The organism is Chryseobacterium sp. JK1 (assembly GCF_050632815.1).
GTDB lineage: Bacteria > Bacteroidota > Bacteroidia > Flavobacteriales > Weeksellaceae > Chryseobacterium.
Genome location: NZ_JBODRU010000001.1, coordinates 2,127,761 through 2,151,638, shown reverse-complemented (window position 1 = coordinate 2,151,638; position 23,878 = coordinate 2,127,761). Strand labels below are relative to the sequence as shown.

The 23,878-nt window shown below is 35.6% G+C and carries 24 protein-coding genes; 14 read left to right on the top strand and 10 right to left on the bottom strand.

What is annotated here, in order from left to right:
- Positions 1-75 precede the first annotated feature (75 nt).
- Positions 76-432, bottom strand: coding sequence for a diacylglycerol kinase family protein (locus tag ACQ76T_RS09750; protein WP_431343111.1), 357 nt, complete (start codon positions 430-432; stop codon positions 76-78).
- Between the two features lie 263 nt (positions 433-695).
- Between ACQ76T_RS09750 and dnaN the strand changes: the two genes are divergently transcribed.
- From dnaN to ACQ76T_RS09720, 6 genes are all read left to right on the top strand, one after another.
- Positions 696-1,826: a DNA polymerase III subunit beta gene (dnaN, locus tag ACQ76T_RS09745; protein ID WP_422693062.1), complete on the top strand. Its 1,131-nt coding sequence runs from the start codon at positions 696-698 to the stop codon at positions 1,824-1,826.
- Positions 1,827-1,977: 151 nt separating this feature from the next.
- The gene (locus ACQ76T_RS09740; RefSeq protein ID WP_431343110.1) at positions 1,978-2,811 is read left to right on the top strand and encodes a M23 family metallopeptidase; all 834 of its coding nucleotides are present in this window, start codon (positions 1,978-1,980) and stop codon (positions 2,809-2,811) included.
- A gap of 41 nt (positions 2,812-2,852) precedes the next feature.
- The gene (locus tag ACQ76T_RS09735) at positions 2,853-3,683 is read left to right on the top strand and encodes a helix-turn-helix domain-containing protein (protein ID WP_431343109.1); all 831 of its coding nucleotides are present in this window, start codon (positions 2,853-2,855) and stop codon (positions 3,681-3,683) included.
- A gap of 64 nt (positions 3,684-3,747) precedes the next feature.
- Positions 3,748-4,365, top strand: coding sequence for a DUF417 family protein (locus ACQ76T_RS09730; protein WP_431343108.1), 618 nt, complete (start codon positions 3,748-3,750; stop codon positions 4,363-4,365).
- A 268-nt stretch (positions 4,366-4,633) separates the two neighbouring features.
- Positions 4,634-7,036, top strand: a complete 2,403-nt coding sequence (pheT, locus tag ACQ76T_RS09725; RefSeq protein WP_431343107.1) for a phenylalanine--tRNA ligase subunit beta — start codon at positions 4,634-4,636, stop codon at positions 7,034-7,036.
- A 212-nt stretch (positions 7,037-7,248) separates the two neighbouring features.
- The gene (locus ACQ76T_RS09720; RefSeq protein ID WP_422693058.1) at positions 7,249-7,659 is read left to right on the top strand and encodes an META domain-containing protein; all 411 of its coding nucleotides are present in this window, start codon (positions 7,249-7,251) and stop codon (positions 7,657-7,659) included.
- A gap of 49 nt (positions 7,660-7,708) precedes the next feature.
- Here the strand turns inward: ACQ76T_RS09720 and ACQ76T_RS09715 are convergent, their stop codons facing one another.
- From ACQ76T_RS09715 to ACQ76T_RS09690, 6 genes are all read right to left on the bottom strand, one after another.
- Positions 7,709-7,948 (bottom strand): hypothetical protein, encoded by a 240-nt coding sequence (locus tag ACQ76T_RS09715; protein WP_002977986.1) that lies wholly within the window; start codon positions 7,946-7,948, stop codon positions 7,709-7,711.
- 51 nt (positions 7,949-7,999) lie between these two features.
- Positions 8,000-8,890: a 3-hydroxybutyryl-CoA dehydrogenase gene (locus ACQ76T_RS09710; protein ID WP_431343730.1), complete on the bottom strand. Its 891-nt coding sequence runs from the start codon at positions 8,888-8,890 to the stop codon at positions 8,000-8,002.
- A gap of 10 nt (positions 8,891-8,900) precedes the next feature.
- On the bottom strand, positions 8,901-9,311 hold the full coding sequence (locus ACQ76T_RS09705; protein ID WP_431343106.1) for a hypothetical protein: 411 nt from the start codon (positions 9,309-9,311) through the stop codon (positions 8,901-8,903).
- 43 nt (positions 9,312-9,354) lie between these two features.
- A complete protein-coding gene (gene bla-A / locus ACQ76T_RS09700) occupies positions 9,355-10,233 on the bottom strand; it encodes a CGA/CIA family class A beta-lactamase (RefSeq protein ID WP_431343105.1) in 879 nt (292 codons plus the stop codon).
- A gap of 65 nt (positions 10,234-10,298) precedes the next feature.
- Positions 10,299-12,029: a cellulase family glycosylhydrolase gene (locus ACQ76T_RS09695; RefSeq protein ID WP_431343104.1), complete on the bottom strand. Its 1,731-nt coding sequence runs from the start codon at positions 12,027-12,029 to the stop codon at positions 10,299-10,301.
- Between the two features lie 447 nt (positions 12,030-12,476).
- The gene (locus tag ACQ76T_RS09690; protein ID WP_431343103.1) at positions 12,477-13,439 is read right to left on the bottom strand and encodes a Gfo/Idh/MocA family protein; all 963 of its coding nucleotides are present in this window, start codon (positions 13,437-13,439) and stop codon (positions 12,477-12,479) included.
- A gap of 146 nt (positions 13,440-13,585) precedes the next feature.
- Here ACQ76T_RS09690 and ACQ76T_RS09685 point away from each other — a divergent pair, with 146 nt between their 5' ends.
- From ACQ76T_RS09685 to ACQ76T_RS09670, 4 genes are all read left to right on the top strand, one after another.
- Positions 13,586-14,233: a hypothetical protein gene (locus ACQ76T_RS09685; protein WP_431343102.1), complete on the top strand. Its 648-nt coding sequence runs from the start codon at positions 13,586-13,588 to the stop codon at positions 14,231-14,233.
- A gap of 101 nt (positions 14,234-14,334) precedes the next feature.
- Positions 14,335-14,985 carry a protein-L-isoaspartate(D-aspartate) O-methyltransferase gene (locus ACQ76T_RS09680; RefSeq protein ID WP_431343101.1) on the top strand — a complete coding sequence of 217 codons (651 nt, stop codon included), beginning with the start codon at positions 14,335-14,337 and terminating at the stop codon, positions 14,983-14,985.
- Between the two features lie 334 nt (positions 14,986-15,319).
- Positions 15,320-16,294: a 2-hydroxyacid dehydrogenase gene (locus ACQ76T_RS09675; RefSeq protein WP_431343100.1), complete on the top strand. Its 975-nt coding sequence runs from the start codon at positions 15,320-15,322 to the stop codon at positions 16,292-16,294.
- Between the two features lie 197 nt (positions 16,295-16,491).
- The gene (locus tag ACQ76T_RS09670) at positions 16,492-16,785 is read left to right on the top strand and encodes a hypothetical protein (RefSeq protein WP_431343099.1); all 294 of its coding nucleotides are present in this window, start codon (positions 16,492-16,494) and stop codon (positions 16,783-16,785) included.
- Between the two features lie 222 nt (positions 16,786-17,007).
- On the opposite strand, the gene ACQ76T_RS09665 is transcribed toward ACQ76T_RS09670, so the two are convergent.
- Complete coding sequence (locus ACQ76T_RS09665) at positions 17,008-17,475, bottom strand: endonuclease domain-containing protein (protein WP_431343098.1); 468 nt, start codon at positions 17,473-17,475, stop codon at positions 17,008-17,010.
- 243 nt (positions 17,476-17,718) lie between these two features.
- Here ACQ76T_RS09665 and ACQ76T_RS09660 point away from each other — a divergent pair, with 243 nt between their 5' ends.
- From ACQ76T_RS09660 to ACQ76T_RS09645, 4 genes are all read left to right on the top strand, one after another.
- On the top strand, positions 17,719-19,704 hold the full coding sequence (locus tag ACQ76T_RS09660) for a urocanate hydratase (protein ID WP_431343097.1): 1,986 nt from the start codon (positions 17,719-17,721) through the stop codon (positions 19,702-19,704).
- A 16-nt stretch (positions 19,705-19,720) separates the two neighbouring features.
- Positions 19,721-20,263: a Crp/Fnr family transcriptional regulator gene (locus ACQ76T_RS09655; RefSeq protein ID WP_431343096.1), complete on the top strand. Its 543-nt coding sequence runs from the start codon at positions 19,721-19,723 to the stop codon at positions 20,261-20,263.
- 215 nt (positions 20,264-20,478) lie between these two features.
- Positions 20,479-21,234: an MBL fold metallo-hydrolase gene (locus tag ACQ76T_RS09650; protein ID WP_431343095.1), complete on the top strand. Its 756-nt coding sequence runs from the start codon at positions 20,479-20,481 to the stop codon at positions 21,232-21,234.
- Positions 21,235-21,329: 95 nt separating this feature from the next.
- Positions 21,330-22,106, top strand: coding sequence for a hypothetical protein (locus ACQ76T_RS09645; protein WP_431343094.1), 777 nt, complete (start codon positions 21,330-21,332; stop codon positions 22,104-22,106).
- Positions 22,107-22,166: 60 nt separating this feature from the next.
- Here the strand turns inward: ACQ76T_RS09645 and ACQ76T_RS09640 are convergent, their stop codons facing one another.
- Positions 22,167-22,961: a hypothetical protein gene (locus ACQ76T_RS09640; RefSeq protein ID WP_431343093.1), complete on the bottom strand. Its 795-nt coding sequence runs from the start codon at positions 22,959-22,961 to the stop codon at positions 22,167-22,169.
- An 81-nt stretch (positions 22,962-23,042) separates the two neighbouring features.
- Complete coding sequence (locus ACQ76T_RS09635) at positions 23,043-23,876, bottom strand: hypothetical protein (protein ID WP_431343092.1); 834 nt, start codon at positions 23,874-23,876, stop codon at positions 23,043-23,045.
- Positions 23,877-23,878 lie beyond the last annotated feature (2 nt).

Sequence of the window (23,878 nt, the reverse complement as noted above, 5' to 3'; positions counted from 1 at the left end):
ATTAAATTATATGAATTTTTCGTTAAGTTTTATAATAAAATTAAGAAAAAAATAAACCGCCTACTCATTTAGTAATCAGACGAAAATATACTTCCGGTATACCAAAATCCCTACGATTACAGAGGCAATAGCCATCAGTATAACGGCGCCGGCAGCAACGTCTTTAATAAAGCCTATTCTTTTATCGAAATTCGGTTGGACGATGTCGCATATCCTCTCTATTGCAGTATTGAAAATTTCAGCACTTAAAACAGCAAATGAGACGATTAAAATAATCGTTGCATCTATACTGCTGAGCTGCAAATAAAAAATTAAAAACAGATTCACAAAGAAGGCAGTGAGTTCAATCTGGAAATTTCTTTCTGTTTTTACCATAGCAGAAATACCCCGAAAAGCATTCAGAAAACTTTTATGAAGGGGAGGTTTTCGCATGATGGTCAACTTTTACAACAAAGATAGGTTTTGTATTTTGATTATAACCTTTTATCTGCTATATTTGGGTAACAGGATTAAAAAAGGAGAGTGGCGGATGGTTTCGTTGATATTTTTCTCAAAAAACAGAAAATTTGCAGAAAGTATGAACTTAATATCCGCTCTGCGAACAGATTGATGATGTTTGTTAAAAACTCCTCCTTATTATTTTTTTCTTTGTTATATCTATTTATTATATTTGTAGAAACTTATTTTATAAATCTATGAAATTTATTATTTCAAGTGGTGAACTGCAGAAGGCTTTGCAAACTGTAAGTGGCGTAATATCAAGCTCTCAATCGAGACCGATTTTAGAAAACTATCTTTTTGAATTAGACGGAAATAATGTGACCATTACAGCATCTGACGGCGAGACGACTCTTGTAACTTCTTTGGAGGTGAAGTCTGATGACTCAGGTAAATTTGCTGTTCCTGCTAAAATTTTTCAGGATTTTATCAAGACTTATGGCGAACAGCCTCTGACATTTGTGGTAAAAGACAATGCAGAAGGTACTGGAAGTCAGCTTGAGATTTTAGATGAAAAAGACAATTTCGCAGTAGCATTAGACAATGCAGATGACTATCCTGAGTTGCCGGAATTCGACGCTTCTCAGAGTGTAACAATGCCGGCAGGAGTTTTGTCTGAAGCTTTAACCAATACATTATTCGCTACAAGTAACGATTCCCTTCGTCCAGTAATGACAGGAGTGCTTTTCCAGTTTGGAGAAAACGAAACCAACTTCGTTTCTACAGACTCCCACAGATTGGTTGTTTATAAAAGAGCCGATCTAATGAATGCTGAACCTATGGAATTTATCATGCCTAAGAAGCCTTTGAATATCTTCAAAAATATCCTGGCAAGTTCTAATGAAGAGGTGAAAATCGACTTCAATGAGAATATGGCTAAATTTACTTTTGATAAACATATCTGGATCTGTAGACTGATCGATGGAAAATATCCAAACTATACTGCGGTAATTCCTAAGGAAAATCCCAATGTATTAACGATCAATAGAAACCTTCTACTGGGAGCGATCAAAAGAGCATCAATCATGTCTAATAAATCTACAAATCAGGTAAGATTTAAGCTTTCAGGAAATATTCTTCACCTTCATGCAGAAGATACTGAATATGCAAACAAAGCAGATATGCAGATTCCATGTGATTACAACGGAGAAGATATCAATATCGGTTTCAGCTCAAAATTCTTAACTGAAATGCTGACGATTTTAGGATCAGATGATATTACTATGAAAATGTCTCAGCCTAACAGACCTGGAATTATCGAACCTCTTGACGGTCTTGAAGAAAACGAAAACATCTTAATGCTTTCAATGCCGGTAATCGGATTGTAACATTACTACATAACAATTACAAAAAGCCGGAATTTTTTCCGGCTTTTTGTAGTCATTCTAGCTGGTTTTTAGGATGAAAATCTATGAATGTTCTCTGATATTTTGTTTTCAATTTATCAAACCATATAAAAAATATACCTTAGGAATAATAATGAAAAAAATAACGACTCTTCTTTTATTATTGTTGTTTACTTTCTCATTTTCACAAAATAATATTAAAGTGTACCATGAGAAAAAAGGGGATACTTTGAGTCTTTATGCCGATAATAATGGTCTATATCCAATGTCCCTAGTGTTCTCAGGATCTCCTGAAGTAGAGAATATGAGGATACCGCAGCCTTTTAAAACAACTCAGGTGATTCCTGCAAAGTCGGTAAAAAATAAAGTCGGCTACTTCATTATTGATGATAAAACAAAAAGCTGGAAAGTGAAAAAAATTCCAGGTTATATGATGTATATTGGGGATGTTACATTAAAGAATTATGATAAAAATTATCATTACGACTTACCTTTTAAAAAAGGAAAATCTTTCAATATCTATCAGGGATATAACGGTACTTTCTCTCACCAAAACGAAAACTCTTTGGATTTTACAATGCCGGAAGGCACTGAGGTTATTGCTGCAAGAGAAGGGTTGGTAACAGATTTTGTAAGTGTTAATAATACAGGATGCCCCACCAGGAGCTGCGTAGATAAAGCTAATTATATTACCATTCTACATCAGGATGGGACCTTTGCACAATATTATCATTTAAAACAAAATGGAGTTAAAGTAAAAATTGGCGATCAGGTAAAAAAAGGAGAAGTTATTGGATTAAGCGGAAATACAGGATGGAGTAAAGGTCCCCATTTGCATTTTGTATGTTACCTTCCAAGGGTAGAAAACGATAAATATAGAGAAACCATCAAAACGCTTTTCAGGACAGGGGACGGAACTAAAAACGAATATTTAGCAGAGAAAAAAACATATTCAAAAGAATATTAAATTAGGTTAGTAAAGCAACCAGTTTGTACAATTTTTTTATTATGGAAGTAAAAATACATTCTCATTGTACCTCAGATTTTCCTTCAGAATTTACCACCGAAAACTATAGTGTTATCTTGTGGGAAGGGACCGGTGTTTTTTCTGTGGATCAGATTAATTATTCTTACAAAAAGTATAATATTCTTTTCCTTTCCCCTTATCAGAAAGTGAAGCTGGCTCCGGAATCTGATGAGAAAATTAATATTCTTTTCTTTCATGGAGATTATTACTGCATAGAATATCATAAAGAAGAAGTAGCCTGCAACGGGCTTCTTTTCAATAATATTTATCTGAACCCGGGTATTGAGCTTTCAAAAGAACATTATGAATATATTTTGGAGTTATTCAACTACATAAGGAAAGAAGAGACGGAGAAACATCCTTTTTCCGAATCTATTATTAAAACATACATTCAGCTGATTCTTGCCATCGGAAGTAAACAGAAAAGAAGTATTGAAAACAGTTTAATGGCTAACGAGAAGCTGCCTAATAAAAATGCTGCAGAATTTCAAAAACTATTAGAAAATTATTTTAAAAGTGAAAAAGAACTTTCATTCTACAGCGATAAACTGAATATTACCAATAATACGCTCGGCAAAGCTGTAAAGAAAGAATTTGCAAAAACACCAACGCAGCTTATCAATGAAAGAATTATTTTGGAGGCTAAAAAACTGCTGCATTTAACATATCGTTCTGTTAAAGAAATTTCTTCAGAGCTGGGATTCTCTGATGAATTCTACTTTAGCAGATATTTCAAGAAATCGGTGGGATGTTCACCCAAAAAGTACAGAGAAAAGGTAGGAATCTCAATTGTGGCGAAAATGTCCATGTAATATCCTTAAATATCTATGTTGTAACGTTCTGCGTCTGAATACATTTGTTGAAAAAATAAATCACATGCAGAACAATAACTTGTACACTCTTTTAGTAAGATTAGACAAAAGTTTTTTAAACTTTTTAAGAATTTCAATTTTCATTGTAATGGCCTGGATTGGTGGATTAAAGGCATTTCATTACGAAGCTGAAGGAATAGTTCCTTTTGTCGCTAATAGCCCTTTGATGAGTTTTTTCTATAAAAACGCGGACAATAAGGTCCTTAATGAAGATCAAAAGACCGTTTCGGAATATACCTTGTATAAAAATCCGGAAGGTAAGATGGTTACAAAAAATATAAATTGGCACCAGAATAATGGAACGTATTCATTTTCTTATGGTTTAGGAACTATGATTGTCATAATAGGAATTTTGATGCTATTAGGAATCTGGTTTCCCAAACTGGGTGCTTTAGGCGGGGCCCTGACATTTTTTATGTCGTTAACTACTTTATCATTCCTGATCACAACTCCTGAAGTATATGTTCCTGCATTAGGTGGGGATTTTCCCACATCTGAGTTTGGTTTTCCCTATCTCTCCGGAGCAGGACGTTTGGTACTGAAAGATATCATGATGATGGCAGGAGGATTAGTTGTGTTTTCTGATAGCCTAAAGAAAGTAATAAAACCCACTGCAGGGTAAATTCAAGAAATGCTTTGTTCTATAGATCTTTCCGGGAAAGTCAGGAATAGAGCCGGAGTGATTTATTTAATTCCGGTGCTGTAAATTAATGAAAATTAATTATCTTAAAATTGCTTCTAAATTTCTCTATTTCTCAAAAAAACACGACATTTGTACCGCGAAAAACCACGTGAATAGTTGCGTGAATTTTCAAAATGAAAGTTTCAAAATAGTACAGAAGAAACCATTGGTTTCATCTGACCAATTAAAAAAGTAGATAGATAAACAAATGAAAATATCAAACAACTGGCTGAAGGACTTTGTAAAAACGGAATTAAAAACTGAAAGAATCGGTGAATTCCTTACAGACATAGGTCTTGAGGTTGAAGGGATAGATAAATTCGAAAGTGTAAAAGGCAGTCTGGAAGGTATTGTAGTAGGTAAAGTATTAACCTGTGAAAAACATCCAAACGCTGATAAACTGAAGAAGACAACAGTAGAGGTAGGAAGCGGAAAAGTGCTGAACATTGTTTGCGGAGCTCCTAATGTAGAAGCAGGACAAACTGTACCTGTTGCAGTTGTTGGAACAAAAATCTATGATAAAACCGGAAACTTTTTTGAAATTAAAGAAGCAAAAATCCGTGGAGAGGTTTCTCAGGGAATGATCTGTGCAGAAGATGAACTTGGTCTTAGTGATGACCATGGAGGTATCATGGTGCTGGACGAAACCAAATATGAAGTTGGTAAAAACTTTGCAGACTATTTTGAATTAACTAATGACGAAGTTTTTGAAATCGGGTTAACGCCAAACAGAACAGACGCTATGTCTCACTATGGGGTAGCCAGAGATTTGCACGCCTATCTTTCTACGAACCAGCTGAAGTCTCAGTTTAACAAAGTAGCTTCCGAAGCTTTAAATAATGAAGGTTCTCACGATTTCAAACTGGAAATTGAAGATGCGGAATTATGCCCAAGATACATTGGTGCTGTGATTGAAGAGGTAAAAGTTGCAGAATCTCCAGGCTGGTTAAAAGACAGACTAAAAGCAATCGGACTAAGCCCGATTAACAACATTGTAGACATTACCAACTATATCCTTCACGGTTATGGCCAACCGCTTCACGCATTTGATGCAGATAAAATTGCAGACAAAAAAGTGAAAGTAGGAACAGTGAAAGCCGGAACAAAATTTACTACTTTAGATGGTGTGGAAAGAACGTTGAACGGTTCTGAAATCATGATCAAAGACGGTAAAGATACTCCAATGTGTATTGCCGGAGTATTTGGAGGTGAAAAATCAGGAGTATCTGAAACAACAAAAACTATATTCCTGGAAAGTGCTTATTTCAATCCTATCGCGGTGAGAAAAGGAGCAAAAGCTCATACTTTGAATACAGACGCTTCGTTCAGATTCGAGAGAGGAGTAGATCCTAATCTTACGAGAACAGCAATCACTCATGCTATCAAAATGATTCAGGAAATTGCAGAAGGAAAGCTGGTAGGAGAACTATTGGAAGAATATCCTAAGAAAATTGAAGATAACTATGTGATTTTAAGATTCTCAAAAATCGAACAGATTTTAGGAACGAAAATTCACAGAGAAAAAGTAAAAGAAATTTTAAAAGCATTGGAAATTCAGGTTTTAAATGAAATTCCTAACGGCTTTGAAATCTCAGTACCGGCTTACAGAGCTGACGTGACAAGAGAAATTGATGTGATTGAGGAAATTTTGAGAATTTACGGTTACAACAAGATCGATGCGCCACAAAAGATTTCATTTACCCCGGTTAAGCTTAGTGCAAATGACCAGGACGAATTGGAAAACAGCTGGGCAAGAACCTTACAGAGCCTTGGTTTCAATGAAGTAATGAATAACTCCCTAACTTCAGTGAAAGATGAAACCGATGCTGTAAAGTTATTAAACCCTTTAAGCGGTGACCTGGCATTCATGAGAAAATCTTTATTGGAAGGTCTTCTTCAGAATGCGGTGTATAATATCAACAGAAAAAATCAGGACATCAAATTCTTTGAATTCGGAAAGATCTATCACAAAAAAGATAAATACGAAGAAAGAAAACAGCTTGCTGTTCTTGTGACAGGAAGAGATGTTGCCGAAAACTGGCTTCAGCCTAAATCTGCAGTAAGTTTCTATAACCTTAAAGCGTATGTTAAAGTGTTATTGGAAAAACTGGCTGTAGACTATAAGGAAGTTGCTTTATCTGACGAAAGATTCTCAGATGCTTTAGTATATGAAGCGGACGGAAAAGCTTTGGTAAGAATAGGAAAAGTAGCTCCGGCATTATTGAAAGAATTTGATATCGATCAGGAATGTTTCTATGCTGAAGTTGAATTGGAATACGCTCAGGAACTACGTTCTAAAAATGAATTGAAATTCAAAGACATTCCGAAGTTCAACAAAATCAGAAGAGATTTGGCATTACTGATTGATAAGAATATCAACTATCAGGAATTGTATCAGACGGCGAAGAAAAACAAATCTCCATTCATCAAAAATATCAACCTGTTTGATGTGTATGAAGGGAAAAACCTTCCGGAAGGGAAGAAGTCTTACGCCATGAGCTTCGAACTGTTAAACGAAGAAAAAACATTGGAAGAAAAGGAAATCAGCGAAGTAATGGATTCCCTTATCAAAGCTTTCCAGAAAGAATTCAATGCAGAATTGAGATCTTAATTGTAAACTATTATATCATTATAGAAACGGACTCTTTTTGGGGTCCGTTTTTTTATAAATGTATTTTTTTCTTTATCATTCACAATGAAAAACTTGTGTACAATTGATGTATTTTCCTGTGTAAAATAAAGTGAGAAAGGATAATAAAATTGACCCCAACCCGTTTAAATAATATAATTTCCGTAAATTTGAATTAATTCAAAAAGTAAAAAATGAAAAATCTTTTTTTAAGTATATGTACAGCAGCAGTATTGGTTTCTTGTGGAAGCATGAGCAGCCCGTCTGCATCTAAAGTAGGAAAGGCTCAGCCTGCTCTTGCGAATACAAAATGGACGTTGGCAGATAATGTAAAAGGAAAAATTCCAACATTGAATATTGAAGGAGAAAAGATCACGGGTAATGCAGGTTGCAACAATTACTTTGGGACAGCTACCATAGATCCTTCTACAGGTGGTTTTACCGCTGGTCAGATGGGTTCTACCAAAATGATGTGTAATAATATCGGAGTAGAGCAGAACTTTATGGATATGATGGGGAAAGCAAACAAATATGTGATCTCTGGAAATACTCTTGAATTGTATAAAGACAATTTATTATTATTGAAATTTACGAAATCAGAATAAAAAACAAAAGGAACTCAATTTGAGTTCCTTTTTTATGTTTAGAGTATTATTAATCTTCCTCTTCTTCGTCGTACTTAGCCAATTCTTCATCGCACCATTTGAATGCTGCCTCTACTACTTTTGTAGCTTCATCTGCCATCGTTTCTTCATCATCACCTTCAAGATCATCTAACCACTCAACTTCTTCTTCTTCAACGTTTAGGATAAATCTTGGATATTCTGTATGAACTACGAATAGATCTTCTGGAAACTCCGAATTATCTGCTAATAAAAACTTTGGTAATTTCATTTTTTTAATGTTTTAACTTTCTCAAAGATAAATAAAATTATTGACTTAAGATTATTTCAAAAACATTTTTGAAACTTTTTCAGCTTTTTTACTTTCTGAATAATCGTAGAATCCTTCTCCGGATTTAACTCCCAGTTTTCCAGCAGTTACCATGTTTACAAGCAATGGATTGGGAGCATATTTAGGATTCTTGAAACCGTCATACATTACATTAAGGATAGCAAGACATACATCTAGGCCAATAAAATCCGCCAGTTGAAGAGGCCCCATCGGGTGAGCCATTCCTAATTTCATTACCGTATCAATCTCTTCTACCCCCGCAACTCCGTTATAAAGAGTCTCAATAGATTCGTTGATCATTGGCATTAAAATTCTGTTTGCTACGAAACCCGGATAGTCATTTACCTCTACAGGAACTTTGCCCAAAGTCTTACTCATTTCATAGATTGAATCGAAAGTCTCTTTAGATGTTGAATATCCTTTGATGATTTCCACAAGTTTCATGATAGGAACTGGGTTCATAAAATGCATTCCGATCACTTTATCTGCTCTTTTTGTAGCAGCAGCAATTTTTGTGATGGAAATAGATGAAGTATTGGTTGCAAGGATGCAGTTTGCAGGGGCAAGCTCGTCCATTTGTCCGAAGATCTTTAATTTTAGATCAAGGTTTTCAGTAGCCGCTTCTACAGTAAGATCAGCTGCTCCTACTGCGTCATTTAGAGCTGTAAAAGTGGTGATATTTCCTAAAGTCTCTGCTTTTTGCTCCTCTGTAAGGTTACCCTTTGCAATGATTCTGTCAAGATTGGTAGTAATGGTTTTTATCCCTTTATCTAAAGCGTCCTGAGATACATCTACAAGATTTACTTTAAATCCGCTTTGGGCAAAAGTATGCGCAATACCGTTCCCCATAGTTCCCGCTCCGATAACTACAATGTTTTTGATCATTTTTCTTTTATTTTTTATAGATAGTTAAATTTTTAGAATTGATAAGGTCCGATTGATGAACAACATTCGCCGAATCAAAATTGACCGTTCCATTGCTTTCCTGTTTTCTTCCGTTATTCTGGTTGGAAACAGTAGCCATAAGACCTCTTATAAGACGGCTTTTCTGATTTTTGGTAAGATAATCTGTGCCAATATACAACCTGAATTCGCCTTCTCGGCCCAAACCTCCGTGCTTTAGAATTTCCAGACTCCTGATATGGTTTTTCTTTTTGAATTCTTTCAGGTAACCGATGACAGGTTTTTCAGATGGAGGACCACAACATACGCTTGCATAGCCAATTTCCAAGTAGTTTTGATTCTTCTGTGAATAGAAAAATGTAAAACAAAATACAGCCGCAGCTGTTATTATCTTTTTCATAAATGATTGCTCAATTCTCTTCGCTAAAATTAAGCTTAATATTTTACTTATTAAAATTATCCCACACTGCTTTAGAGATATCAGAGATTATTTTACAGTTGATAGCATCGGTTTCCGTTGAATTACTTACAAATACGGCTAATGCATAATGTTTCCCATTGGGTAAAGTAACGATTCCAATTTCATTTTCTGCACCTGTTATACCTTCCTTATTTTTACCAGAAGATCCGGTTTTTCTTGCTACGGGAGTGTTTTTAGGAAGTTGCTCTACCATTTTGTTTAATCCTGTTGAAGTAGATAGCATTACCTTCATCAGATAATCGGTTGACTTTTCTGATATTAATTTTCTGTCATAGAACTTTTTAAGAACATCCACTGCAGATTTTGTGGTGCTGTAATTTTTATACTGAGCATTCCAGTCCTTGTGCATTTCTTCTTCATTGTACTGAATCTGAAAACCTTTTATCCCTTTGGAATCCATGAATTTTTGAACAGTCTGGGTTCCTCCCAATAATCCAAGCAGAATATCGCAGCCATTATTATCGCTTTTAGCAACAGTATATTCAATGATCTCACTTAGAGGGATTTCTACATTTCCTCCAGGATACTTGTCTCGAAGGGGCGACCATGTATTTTCAAGTAAATTAGACTTGTTAAGTGCAATTTTCTGATCCAGAGAAAGTTTTCCCTGATCTACATAATGTAGTACTGTTGCAGCAATATGAAACTTGAATACACTTTGCATAGGAAGCTTCTTTTCTGCATTTTGATCATACTTAAAACCGTTTTCAAAGCCTAAGACAGAAACCCCAACGGTTGTTCTTTTGTTCTTAAGAATTGAATTTATTTTTTGTTCCAATACTGAAGTCTGAGCAAATGAAAATGCTGAAATCAAAAGGAAAATAAATGCTGTTTTTTTCATAATATTCAAATTAAAAAGCTCTCCTCCAAAGACCGGAAGAGAGCTGCAATTTAATATAATTATTACTATTTTACTTCAAAATAATTCAGATTGGCACCGTCATTCTCAAACGCGATTCTGATCTTGTTTTCTCCTTTCTGAAGACTGATGTTTTTTGCCGAAACTGTTTTCCAGTTTTCATTTCCACCTGTAGATGCCAGTGATACCGTAGCTAAGACTTTTCCTGAAGCAGTTTCAATTCTTATTTTTGAATCTTTGTCAGCAGCATATCTTATATCAATGCTATAATTTTTATCAGCCTTGGAATTGATGGTATACTGAAGCCATTCTCCGGATTCTGTTTTCCCCACATAATATTGGTTGGTGATTTGATCGTTACATTTATAAATATCTACACCATCATTTCTCATTTGTTGGCCCGAGTTCCATTCTGATCTTTTCGCTGGATCACTTACCCAAAGATTTATAAAATCCTTATCCTGATAAGCCGCACCAATTCTTCCCAAATCATATTCCGAAGCAAATATTCTTCCGGGAATCTGATGGTTTTTAAATGGCTTTGTTGAAGCATTCGTCACCTGTCTGAACATTGCATCAATTACATCTTTCTTGATCTCCGTGTTGCTCAGTTTATAATTGTCGGCAATCTGCATCAATGCTTTCTTAGCATATTCTTTAGAAGGCTTCTCCCCTCCATTTTTCCAATAATCCAAAAGCTTTTCATATTCCGGAGTTATTTTCACATTGGCAATTCCTGCAATGTTGTCTATTTTTTTCATAGGCCAGAATGCATAGCCAATATTGTGCTTATCCAAAAGCTGAATAAGTTCTGTAAACCACACATTGGAATTCTCTCCGGTTTCTCCGAGCCATATCGGGACATTGTGCTTCTCTCTGAGATCCAGGGCGAATTTTACGGTCTGGTCATCATTATAGTTCCAGTATTTATGAAAACTAAAGGCCATATTTTTGTCCCAAAGAGCAGGGAGTCCGTTATAGTTATTTCCCCATCCGTTTCCTTCGATGAAAATAATATGTTTTTTATCTACCTCTCGAATGGCTGTTGTAATATCCTTCTGAAGTTTCCAAAGTGGAGCATTAGACATCTCATCTGTTCCGTTCGGGTTTTTACCGGTGAAGTTAATATTCGGTTCGTTGATGAGATCATAGCCTCCAATCCAAGGATTATCCTTATATCTTTCAGCAAGTTTTTTCCATAAAGCAACCGTTTTTCTCTGATTTTCTTCATTTTCCCATAAAGAAGGCTTGGATTTGTCATTATCAGAAATATTGGCATCATTTCCCTGCCCTCCAGGAGCTGCATGAAGATCCAATATCAGGTAAATTTTATTATCTGTACACCATTGAAGCAGATCATCGGTCATTTTAAAACCCTCTTCCAGCCACGTATCTTTTCCTTTTACAGGCTCTTTTTCAATAGGAAGGGTATAGAGGTCGTAATGCATGGGAAGCCTGATGGAGTTGAAACCGGCTTTTGCCAAAAAATCAATATCCTGTTTTGTAATTCCGTTTTTCAGATAAGCCTTGTAGAAATCCTTCATTCCGTCCTGGCCAACCAGTTCAGCTATTTTTTCCTTTATTTTATACTGTGGCCCCGCGAAATCTGCAGTTTTCAGCATATATCCTTCCTGAAGCATCCAGCCGCCAAGGCCCAAACCTCTTAACTGAATATTCTCTCCTTTATCATTGACAATCTTTTGCCCAGAGGTCTTTAATAATTGTGATGTCCCAAATTGAGACAATAAAAGTGTGGATAATAGAATAGCTCTTTTCATAGTAGTTTCATTGGTTTAAAATAATAGGGAAATATTAGAATTGATCATAAATGGTGACATTCCAAAATGAACCTGTTGTAAGCTCATTGATGGTGTCTGGTAGCCATATATGTAAAACAAAATCTTTCAATACTTTATTGAATTGTTCTTCAAATATATTATTTTTTTATTTGGAAAATGATTTTATTTTAAGAAACTGCTAATTTTTAACGGAAAATTTTTATTTCATCACATGGTTTAAAGACTACAGAGTAGAAATCAGTAGAATGAGTTATATCGCTTCATTAAATTGATGCAACCTTTGCTTACTGAATATAATAAAGGGTTAAAAATGAAATATTTGCGCTTATATTTAAGAACATCAGAAATTAAAAATGCTACCTCATAATCCATTATTCTGATTATAAGATAGCATAATTCTTTGCTGCTTAATAAGACAGCGTATTTTTAACTGATCAGTTTCATAATTTCCAAAGCCACCTTTAAAGCTTCGGTTCCGTCTTCTAATGAAACTTCTACATTTTTATCACCTGTAATGGCATCTGCAAAAGAATTTAGCTCATCAAGAATAGCATTATTAGGCTGAATATTCGGGTATTCAAACAAGATTTGATTCTTTTCGCCCTCCGCATTTTCAATGATCATATCAAATGGAGTAGGATTTTCTGGAGCATCTTTCATTCTAATCACTTCTGCTTTTTTCTCAAGGAAATCAACGGAAATATAAGCGTCTTTCTGGAAGAATCTGCTTTTTCTCATTGCTTTCATAGAAATTCTGGAAGTGGTAAGGTTAGCAACACATCCGTTTTCAAACTCTATTCTTGCGTTGGCAATATCCGGGGTTTTGCTGACTACACAAACTCCGCTTGCGTGAATATTTTTAACTTTTGATCTGGCAATGCTCAATAGAATATCCAAATCGTGAATCATAAGATCCAGCACCACTGAAACATCCGTTCCTCTTGGATTGAATTCAGCCAGTCTGTGGATTTCAATAAACATCGGATTGCTGATATATTCCTTCGTCGCAATAAATGCAGGATTGTATCGCTCAACGTGTCCTACCTGCGCTTTGATACCTTTTTCCTGACACAAATGAAGGATTTCTTCTGCCTGTTCAAGTGTTTGGGTTACCGGCTTTTCAATAAAGAAATGAAGCCCTTTTTCAATGGCTTTTAATGCATAATCATAATGATAGATCGTTGGAGTAACAATATCCAGCATATCGATCTGCTCAAGCAATTCATCGAAATTTTCAAAATAGGTATACCCGAATTCGGCTTCTAATTTTTTTCCGTTTTCAACATCTTTATCATGGAAACCTACAAACTCATATCTATCTGACTGATTAAGAAGTTTTAAATGTATTTTCCCCAAGTGTCCGGCACCTACCAAACCTGCTTTTAACATAGCTGTATTAAATTTTTGTAAATATAGTGAATGTACATTTATAAAATACATGACTTTTCACTTGAAGATAGGGAAGAGGATAAGTCTGTTTGAGATCACTAATTCATTAAATAAATTACAGTAAATTCACGGTCTGAAAAATAACGATGAAAAGAATAATTTCAATTGTATTGATCTTTGGGCTATGTACTGCCGGATGTTTAGGTGATAGTCCATATGATCCGCAAGCTAAATGTGGAACACCAACAAATTTGACATTTGAAAAAGGAACTAACACCCTTTCCTGGAACGTGAACACCGCGGGCGAAGGTCATTATGAAGTGCAGTATGGAGAACCTGGTTTTTCTTTAGGAAATGGAACCACGGTGGTTACCGACAAAAATTCTTATAGCCTCCCGCTTTATCAGAATAATAAATATGATCTTTATGTAAGAAAAAACTGCGGAATAGAGAATGGACGGAGTAACTGGGCGGGACCTATTACTGTTTTGGCAAGTAGTACGACAACCTGTGTACAGCCAGCCTATGCAACTTATACCAAAACGACTTCCTCCGCACTTTCTTCTACTTTTGATGCTACAGTATCCTGGGATAATGATGGGGTTTCTGCGTATGAAACTGTTTTGGCAGTAAGTTCTGCACCGCCTTCAAGTGGACAATTAGCAATGACCGGTCAAAAAGCCATTTACACAGGATTAAGTAAAACCCAGAACTATAACTTTTTTGTCAGAAAAAAATGTGCTGATAATACTTTTAGTGTGTTTTACGGACCTTATCTGATAAAATGGAATTAAGAAATAAAAACAAAGCAGTCATTTTTGGATTGCTTGTTTTTTGTGGATAATTCTTTTCTTTATTCCCCGGAATCTAAAATCTAATTTCTTACTTTTGTCCTATGCATGATTCGTTTGTACATAAAGGAAAAAGAAAAAAATTAGTCGAGTATCTTCGAAACAGAATTGGAATTTCAGACGAAAATGTACTTTCGGCAATGAATAAGGTTCCGAGACATCTTTTCATCGAAAGTATTTTTGAAGATTTTGCTTATGAAGACAGGGCTTTCCCCATTCTCGCCCATCAGACTATTTCACATCCCTCTACCGTAGCAGAGCAGTCAGAGCTGCTTAAGGTAAAAGCAGGAGAGAAGGTCTTGGAAATTGGAACAGGGTGCGGATACCAGACAGCCGTACTGGTAGCAATGAAAGCTTTGGTATACACGGTAGAAAGGCAGAAGGATCTCTTTGATTTTTCAAAGAATAAACTTAGGGAACTTCATCTGACTCCAAAATTTCAGAGCTTTGGAGATGGTTTTGCTGGACTTCCTACTTTTGCTCCTTTTGACAAAATTATAGTAACCTGTGGTGCTTCCACTTTACCTACGGAACTTTTAAAACAACTGAACATTGGAGGAATAATGGTAATCCCATTGGGTCCGACGGATGAACAGGTGCTGTTCAGATTTACCAAAATAGGACCTACAGAATTTGAAAAAGAAGAATTTGGGGCTTATAAATTTGTTCCGATGCTGGGAAACACCAATCAGTAATATCATAAGTTTTGATTGAATCTTTAAAATGAATCAACGGAATTGGTAAACGAGTTGGTCTCAAACACCAGTTCTTTGCGGGTAGAAATGTCCCTGTAAAAATTCATGCTTCCGGAACTGAAAGTGATGAGATTTTAAAGAAAATTTAAAATATTTTAACGCATTTCGGAATGAAAATTGAATTCAAGTAAACACTTCATTATTGAGATAAATATCAATCGATATATACCCAACAAAACATTCGGATGAAAAGAAATATTTTTAATATTAAAGTTAAATAACCTTACTTTTTGCGAGTGAGGTTTTTTTATTCAACACAATCAAATACATCACAATGAAAGTTTTTGTCAATAAAAGAATTCCGGAAATCGGGATAGAAATGCTTAAAGAAGAAGGATTACAGGTAATAATTCCCGAAAATGAAAACCTGTCTCATGAAGAATGGCTGGAATACTGTAAAAATACAGATGCCATTTTAAATGTGGGAGGAGATTTTAAATATAATAAAGATTTTTTTGATGCCTGTCCCAATGTTAAAGCTATTGCTCTGTATTCCGTTGGATTTGACCACGTGGATATTCAGGAAGCCAATCGTAGAAAAATTCCGATAGGGAATACTCCAGATGTTCTCAGCAGAGCGACCTCCGATGTTGCTTTTTTATTGATGCAGTCTGTAGCAAGAAGCGCAAGTTATAATTTTCAGAAAGTGAAAAATGGAGATTGGAATGCATTCGATCCCCTACATGCTTTGGGACAGGAGTTATACGGAAAAACATTAGGTATTTTCGGACTTGGCAGAATAGGTTTTGAAATGGCTGAAAAGTCCAGAAAAGCTTTTGATATGAATATCATCTATCACAACCGCCACCGTAACGAAGAGGCTGAAAAAATGCTGGGAGCAAAATATGTTTCGTTTGATGAGTTGATTGAAAATTCGGATGTTTTGAGTATTCACGCCAGCTTTACTCCCGAACATAAAGAGCTGTTCAACAGTTCTGTTTTTGACAGAATGAAATCTAATACGATCTTTATCAATACAGCGAGAGGCGGCTTTCACAACCAAAAAGATCTGTATAATGCATTGGTTGAAGGGAAAATATGGGGAGCAGGGCTTGATGTTACCAATCCTGAACCTATGTCATCGGATGATCCTATTTTGGAACTTTCCAATGTATGCGTATTACCCCATATTGGTTCTGCTACTATTGAAGCCAGAAATGGAATGGCCAGACTTGCCGCCGGAAACATTATTGCTTTCTCAAAAGGTGAAAAAATGGCTGCCTGTGCCAATCCTGAAGTTTATAAATAGCAGATTCATTTAAAACTTTTTAATGGGTGCTTTCTCATTTTATATCCCTTTTTTTATTAAATTAAATTACAATAAAATGAGGTTGGTTCAATGTTGAATAGCTAATTTCGATAGGGCTTTTAGAAAAATATCAATCGAAAAAACCACGGGTTGGAATTATTTTTGTTCTTATTCTATCAACTTAAAATATAAATACTATGGCACCAGAAGAAAATATAAACGAACAGAACAAAAAGCTGGAACAAATGGAGTACAGCCCGAATGAAGATATATTTAAAAGAGAAAAACATATTCCTATAGATGGTGATGGTAACCCTATTCTGGATGAAGATACTGATGAAGATAAAATAGATAAAGGATTAGACATTCCCGGTGCAGAAGAAGATGATGATATGGAAGAAATTGGCGCAGAAGATGAAGAGAATAATTATTGGAGCTTAAGTGATAATGACGACGATCATGAAGAAGAAAACGATGATGTTTTAACCTAAGTTTTGATTCCTAATAAACTAACCTTACTGATTTCAGTGAGGTTTTTTATTCCCAAGATCTGGATAGATAGGTAAGTACAACATTCCCCTCCTCCGGAGGGGTGGATTCAAAAATTCAAGAAATTTTTGAAGACGGGGTGGTTTTATAGTAAAGAACAATAAAATCCTCCAACTTCATCATCATCCCGCTCAGAAATCTTAAAAATCAATACCACAAACGATTCAAAGATATTCGTCCCTCATTCCGTCATATGGTTGTTTTTCATCTGTAGGGGTGGTTCCATAATGCAGAACAATAAAACCCTCCAGCTCTTTCATCACCCAACTCAGATTATGGCTTATATCAAACTCGGAAACCTTAAACATCAGTAATCCTAACGATTTAAGATATTCGTCCCTTATTCCGTCATATACTTGTTTTTCGTTGTGGCTTGAACCGTCAATTTCTATAATTAATCCAAGAGTTTTTACATAAAAATCGACAATATAATTTCCAATAATTCTTTGTCTGTCAAAATCAATCTTATGAAAAGTTTTTGCTCTCACTTTCTTCCAGAAGATGACTTCACCCAGAATCCGGGCTTTACGTTTTTCTTTTAACAATACTTTTAAATGAGGGTTGTAGGATAGATTTTCAACAAAATTCCTGCAGATAGGAATTCCTTCAATGGTCGTTAATATTTCTTTCATGATCGTGTGTTTTTACCACCCCATCTTCCAATGTTTATAAAACCTTGGAATCCACCCTTCCACAGGAGGGGAATGTGAGGTGCCTTTTTCAAAGATAGACAATTAATGACATGAAACCTTTCCTCAATCACAGGTCAGTAAAAAGCAAATCGACAGTTTTGCCTTTTACTTGCCTATATTTTCTAATTTGAATATCTTTAAAACTTCAAACATTGTTTACAACATAGACCTTTAAATAGTAATATGACATTTCAAGAACAAATCCAACAGGGAATACCAAACCAGCTGCCACAGGCTAAACCATACGAGACCAATATCAACCACGCTCCAAAGCGTAAAGAAATTTTAGGAGAAGAAGAGAAAAAACTGGCATTGAAGAATGCTTTACGTTATTTCGATCCTCAGTTTCATGCAGAGCTTATTCCGGAATTTAAGCAAGAACTGGAAGAGTACGGAAGAATTTATATGTATCGTTTCCGTCCGGATTATGAAATGAAGGCAAGACCCATCACAGACTATCCCGGAAAATCTGAACAGGCCAAAGCGATCATGCTGATGATTCAGAATAACCTGGATTATGCCGTAGCTCAACACCCTCACGAACTGATTACTTACGGAGGAAATGGTGCTGTATTTTCAAACTGGGCACAATACCTGCTGACGATGAAATATCTGTCTGAAATGACCAACGAGCAGACATTAGTAATGTATTCAGGGCATCCGATGGGGCTTTTTCCGTCTCACAAAGAGGCACCAAGAGTAGTGGTGACCAACGGAATGATGATCCCGAACTACTCCAAGCCGGATGATTGGGAGAAATTCAATGCACTGGGGGTTACTCAGTACGGACAAATGACAGCGGGGAGCTATATGTATATTGGCCCACAGGGAATTGTTCACGGAACAACAATTACTGTTTTAAACGCTTTCAGAAAAATAAAAAAAGAACCGAAAGGAGGATTATTTGTAACCTCAGGATTAGGAGGAATGAGTGGAGCACAGCCAAAGGCAGGTAATATTGCCGGTTGCGTTACCGTATGTGCAGAAGTGAATCCAAAAATTACCAAGATTCGTCATGATCAGAAATGGGTCAACGAAATTCATGAAGATCTTGATGCATTGGTAAAAAGAGTAAGAGAAGCACAGGAAAACAAAGAAACAGTATCTCTGGCTTACCTTGGAAATATTGTGGAAGTTTGGGAGAAATTTGCTCAGGAAGACCTTAGAATAGATATTGGTTCAGACCAGACTTCACTTCACAACCCTTGGGCGGGTGGTTACTATCCTGCAGGGCAGAGTTTTGAAGAATCTAATAAAATGATGGCCGAAGATCCCGAATTATTCAAAGAAAAAGTTCAGGAAACATTGAGAAGACACGCGTCTGGCATCAACAAACATACAGAAAAAGGAACCTATTTCTTCGATTACGGAAATGCCTTTCTACTGGAAGCTTCCAGAGCAGGAGCAGATGTAATGGCAGAAAATCCTACATTAGGCAGAGAATTCAAATACCCAAGTTATGTTCAGGATATTATGGGACCTATGTGTTTCGATTATGGTTTCGGGCCATTCCGTTGGGTATGTTCCAGCGGAAATCCAGACGATCTTCAAAAGACCGATGATATTGCCTGCGCCGTATTGGAAGAAATGGTGAAAAACTCTCCTGAAGAAATTCAGCAGCAGATGAAAGACAATATTCAGTGGATCAAAGGAGCACAGGAGAACAAGCTTGTTGTAGGTTCACAGGCAAGAATTCTCTATGCAGATGTAGAAGGAAGAATGAAGATTGCTGAAGCTTTCAACAAAGCCATTAAAAACGGAGAAATCGGACCTGTAGTTTTGGGAAGAGATCATCATGATGTTTCCGGTACAGATTCTCCTTATAGAGAGACTTCCAATATCTATGACGGATCAAGATTTACCGCAGATATGGCCATTCATAATGTCATTGGAGACAGTTTCCGTGGCGCAACATGGGTTTCTATTCACAATGGTGGCGGAGTAGGCTGGGGAGAAGTGATCAATGGAGGTTTCGGAATGCTGCTGGACGGAAGTGAAGATGCCGACAGAAGATTAAAATCCATGCTTTTCTGGGATGTAAACAACGGGATCTCAAGAAGAAGCTGGGCAAGAAACGAAGGCGCTATTTTCGCCATTAAAAGAGCAATGGAAGTAGAACCTAACCTAAAAGTGACCCTTCCTAACCTTGTAGATGAAAATTTACTTTAATCTATAATATTCAACATTGGCAACCATCAACAAAAAACTATTTTCACACCTGAATGTAGAGGATGACGACCCTATCTGGGAGAAATTTGCCCGCGTTGAATTTTCAAAGAAAAATCTATTTCCGGACAATAAAGCCTATCTTGTGGAAGATGGGCTGGTCCGTAAATATTACCTTCATACCCCCTCAGATATAGATACTGAGATTTGTGCAGAATTTTATTTTCCAGGCGATATCTTTATCGTTGACCATAATGATTCTGAGGGAATCTATGAATCTATTAACCAAGGTTTGGCCTGGGAAATAAGCCTGGATGAGGTGAAAGAAATGTTTGTCATCAACCCGGGATGCCGCTTCGTTCAGAATTACTATCTAAGCAGCAAACTCAATGCAGCCATGAAGCGGGAAATGCTTTTACTGAAAAACACTCCTCAGGATATGTACGAATATCTTTTGAAGCACAAACCGCATTATATCCAGAATATCCCTCTGAAATATCTTGCTTCCTATATTGGAATCACCCCAATTTCCCTAAGCAGAATCAGAAAGAGGATTACGTAGAGACCGAAAAATTAATAAAATTTGCTCTTATCATTAGCTTAGTCAGCGATTTAGCCGCAATCTTTGTTTCTTTTATATAACATCAGAATATTTTAAATCTTTGCTTTTCAACAATAACCTACACTGTTATCTTCACTCTTCCCTCCTTCATTAATTAACTTTTGTTTATTGTTTTACCCTTCTTAAGTTTTTTCCTTTGCTGAAAAGAAAAAAGTATGGAAATACAAAAATTAAACTGGGCTGGAATTAAGCTTACTACACAGAACAAAACGATTTTAATAGACGCTGTAGAAGACTTTTCCTATTACAAACCCGTTCTTGGAGAGGCTGCTAATGAACTGATCGTATTCTCTGATAACGTACAGGCAGACTACATCATTTTTACCCACATGCATTTGGATCACTTTGATAAAAGCGTCATTGAAAAATGCCTCAAAAAAGACGGAAAGCTGATCGTTTATTCAGCATTGGAGCCTTTGGTGAGAGAGCATGTAGAGCATGTAGAAATCGTTGTGCTGAACCTTAACGAAACCTTCACGGAAAACAATATTACATTCAAACCGGTGTATGCGATGGATGGAATAGGAGATATGCAGTCTTCGTGGATCGTTGAGGATGGCAGTACCAAAATCTTTCATGGCGGAGATACCATCTGGCACAACCAATTCTGGAAGCTCGGAAAAGAAAACGAAGATATCAATTACGCCTTTTTACCCGTGAATGGAGTGGTGGTCAATTTTGAGATCGTAGGATTGGAATACAGCCCTGTTGCAGCTTCGCTCAATATAAAAGAAGCCTTTTCAGCAGCTCGTTTACTGCATGCTCAAAAGCTGGTTCCTATTCACTACGGATTGTTTTCTCATGAACAATGTTACATTCCACAGCAATTTGATGACAAAGATCTGCAACAGTATTCAGCCGAAACAAAGCAGGAATACCATATCCTCAATGATGGAGAAGTTCTGATCTAAAGCTTTTTAGGATAAAACTGTTCAATATTCCGTTACTTTCTTGGTTTGCATTGAAATTTTAAACATCTTTAAACCATAAATTCAGAAGCGAAACAATGAAAAAAATAGGAATAATTGGCTGCGGCTGGCTGGGTGGTCATATTGCGGAGAAACTGTCCGGGCATTATGAAATTTTTGCAACCACCACTACCGAGTCTAAAATAGAAGACCTCTCTGCCAAAGGATATCATCCCACACTGGTAGATTTTCCGGATGAAGATATTGCTGAGAACATTCAGGAATGGGAAGTCGCTTCACAACTGGATGCTGTGATCATTACCGTTCCGTTTTCAGGAATAAGAGGAGTAGAAGTTCCTATGAATGGAAAGGCACACAATGTACTGGCATTTCTGGGTGATTATAAAGGCCAGCTGTTGATGATGAGTTCTACAGGAGTATATCCTATGATTGATAAAGAATTCACAGAAGATGATCAGCCTGCAGATGATATTCCAAGTGAGTATGGTATCAAAAGCAGATTTCCTGATGTCAATATTTTGAGACTCGCAGGGTTAATGGGAGATAACCGTCTTTTAAAAAATTATAACATTTCCAACCTGGATCTTTTGGTGAATCATATTCACTATGCTGATATCTGTTCCGTTGTGGAGAAGATGCTGGATCAGCAGTCTAAGGCTAAAGTATATAATGTAGTGGCTCCCGTTCATCCTAATAAGGAAGAGATAATCAATGCTCAGAAGAGCTTGCCGTATTCCGGGGAACGTACTTCGCACGGAAGAACAATTTCTCCTGCAAAACTGATCTCAGAACTAAATTTTGAATTTCAATATCCTGATCCAAGATATTTTCATCTTACAGAAGCAACGGAATAACAATATCCTAATAATAAAAACCTGCTATACAGCAGGTTTTTATTATTAGGATATTATACTTTATTTCATTTTTTGTTCTTTAAAGTTTTTACCTCCATATTCTCTATACTTTAAATCCTGAAAAGGGTAAAAGCTAATTGATTTTGGAACATCAAATGTAGACCAGGCAACAAAATGATCTGCAAATTTTAGATATTCATCTTTATCTAAAGGATATGCTTCTATTAGATTTTTAATTAATTTCGTGTCAAAAATGGAGATAGTGCATGTTGAACAATGCTTTTCTCTAAATTGCTTTATAAAAGCTGATATTTCATTTTTTGATAAGCTATTTGTATTAAGGTAGATATAATAATTTTTACTTACATTATTTTCAGTTGTTGAAATGATCTCATATTGTAACGGGGATAGATTTACATTGGAAGTTTGCCCTTCATTATCATTATTTTGCACAATGTTTTTTAGTGGGATCCATCCATAATGTGTTGTAGATAAATAAGAAGGATCTACAACTCTTACTTTAGCCCAATTATTTTTTTCTTCTTCAATAGAAACTAGACAAGTATAATCCACTTGCATATAGTTAGTTTCTCCCAAAGCATCTGTGGCTTTTTGATTTATTAATTTCTTATAATTTTGCCCTGGTCCCTCTCTAAGAAAAATATTTTTACCTTGTATTTCATATGCTTTATTAGAATCATCAAATCCGTACATTTTTAGTGAATCAATTTCATTGTTCTTATTTAAACTTACATCTTGTAATTTATCAAAATTATAATTTAAATAAATATTCGATTTTTTACAATTTATAAGCGAAAAAAAAACTAAAATAAGTATTAAATTTATTTTTTGCATAAGTTAATTTGTTGAAAAAATAACTTATAAGCCTTTAGCGTTGAAGGTGTAAAAGTTATATATTGTCGTAGATTAATATATCTAATCTATTAGTTTTGATATGGAATTTGCTAATCTTCTTTCATTACCAACTAATGTTGTATAAAAACGTTGTTCAATTCCGAAGATTAAATTTTTAAGATTATCTTCGTTTGATATAGTAAATTTTCCCCTTTCTTCTGAAAATTCAAGATCTGGACAATATTTTCTAATATAATTATGAATTTGAATTTTATCTTCCCCTTCTAGATTTGCAAGAGTCTCAACTACCATAGCAACCCTTTTTCTATTTGCTGTATTAACTTTGGACTTGTCAAATCCGCCATTTAAGGTAATAAAATCACTATTTAGAAAAGTTTCAGTTTCTTCATCTGTAGCCTCTCTATATAATTCAATTATTTCTGGAAAAATAGATTTTACATCGCTTAAATTTTTAAAGTAAAGAGTATCTGTTGATTTTTTATAAATGGCATCAGGAATAGATTTAATTATTAAAATTGGTTGATTAATTTTAATTTCTGGCTCTCCACTTAATGAAATCCATTTTTTATTAATGATATTGCCAAGCGTAAATCTTTGAAAACAGTAGTCATCATTGTCCTGAAATGAACAAAAGAACTTTACTAAATTATATTGATTTCGTCCTATTTGATGATGTTCAGCGCTATTGAAGTCTTCGATTAATAAAGGAATGCAATAATTAGTTTCGCTAAAATTTGTAACTCCAAACCACTCATCATCTTCTAATTTATAATTTGTATCGTAATTCTTGATGTTTTGTAAGTCTATTGGAAGTTCGTATATTTTATCTTCTTGAGATAATACAAGGAAAAAAGTATTATTTGTCCTCTTTTTTTTTGCTATTAAGTAATTCATAA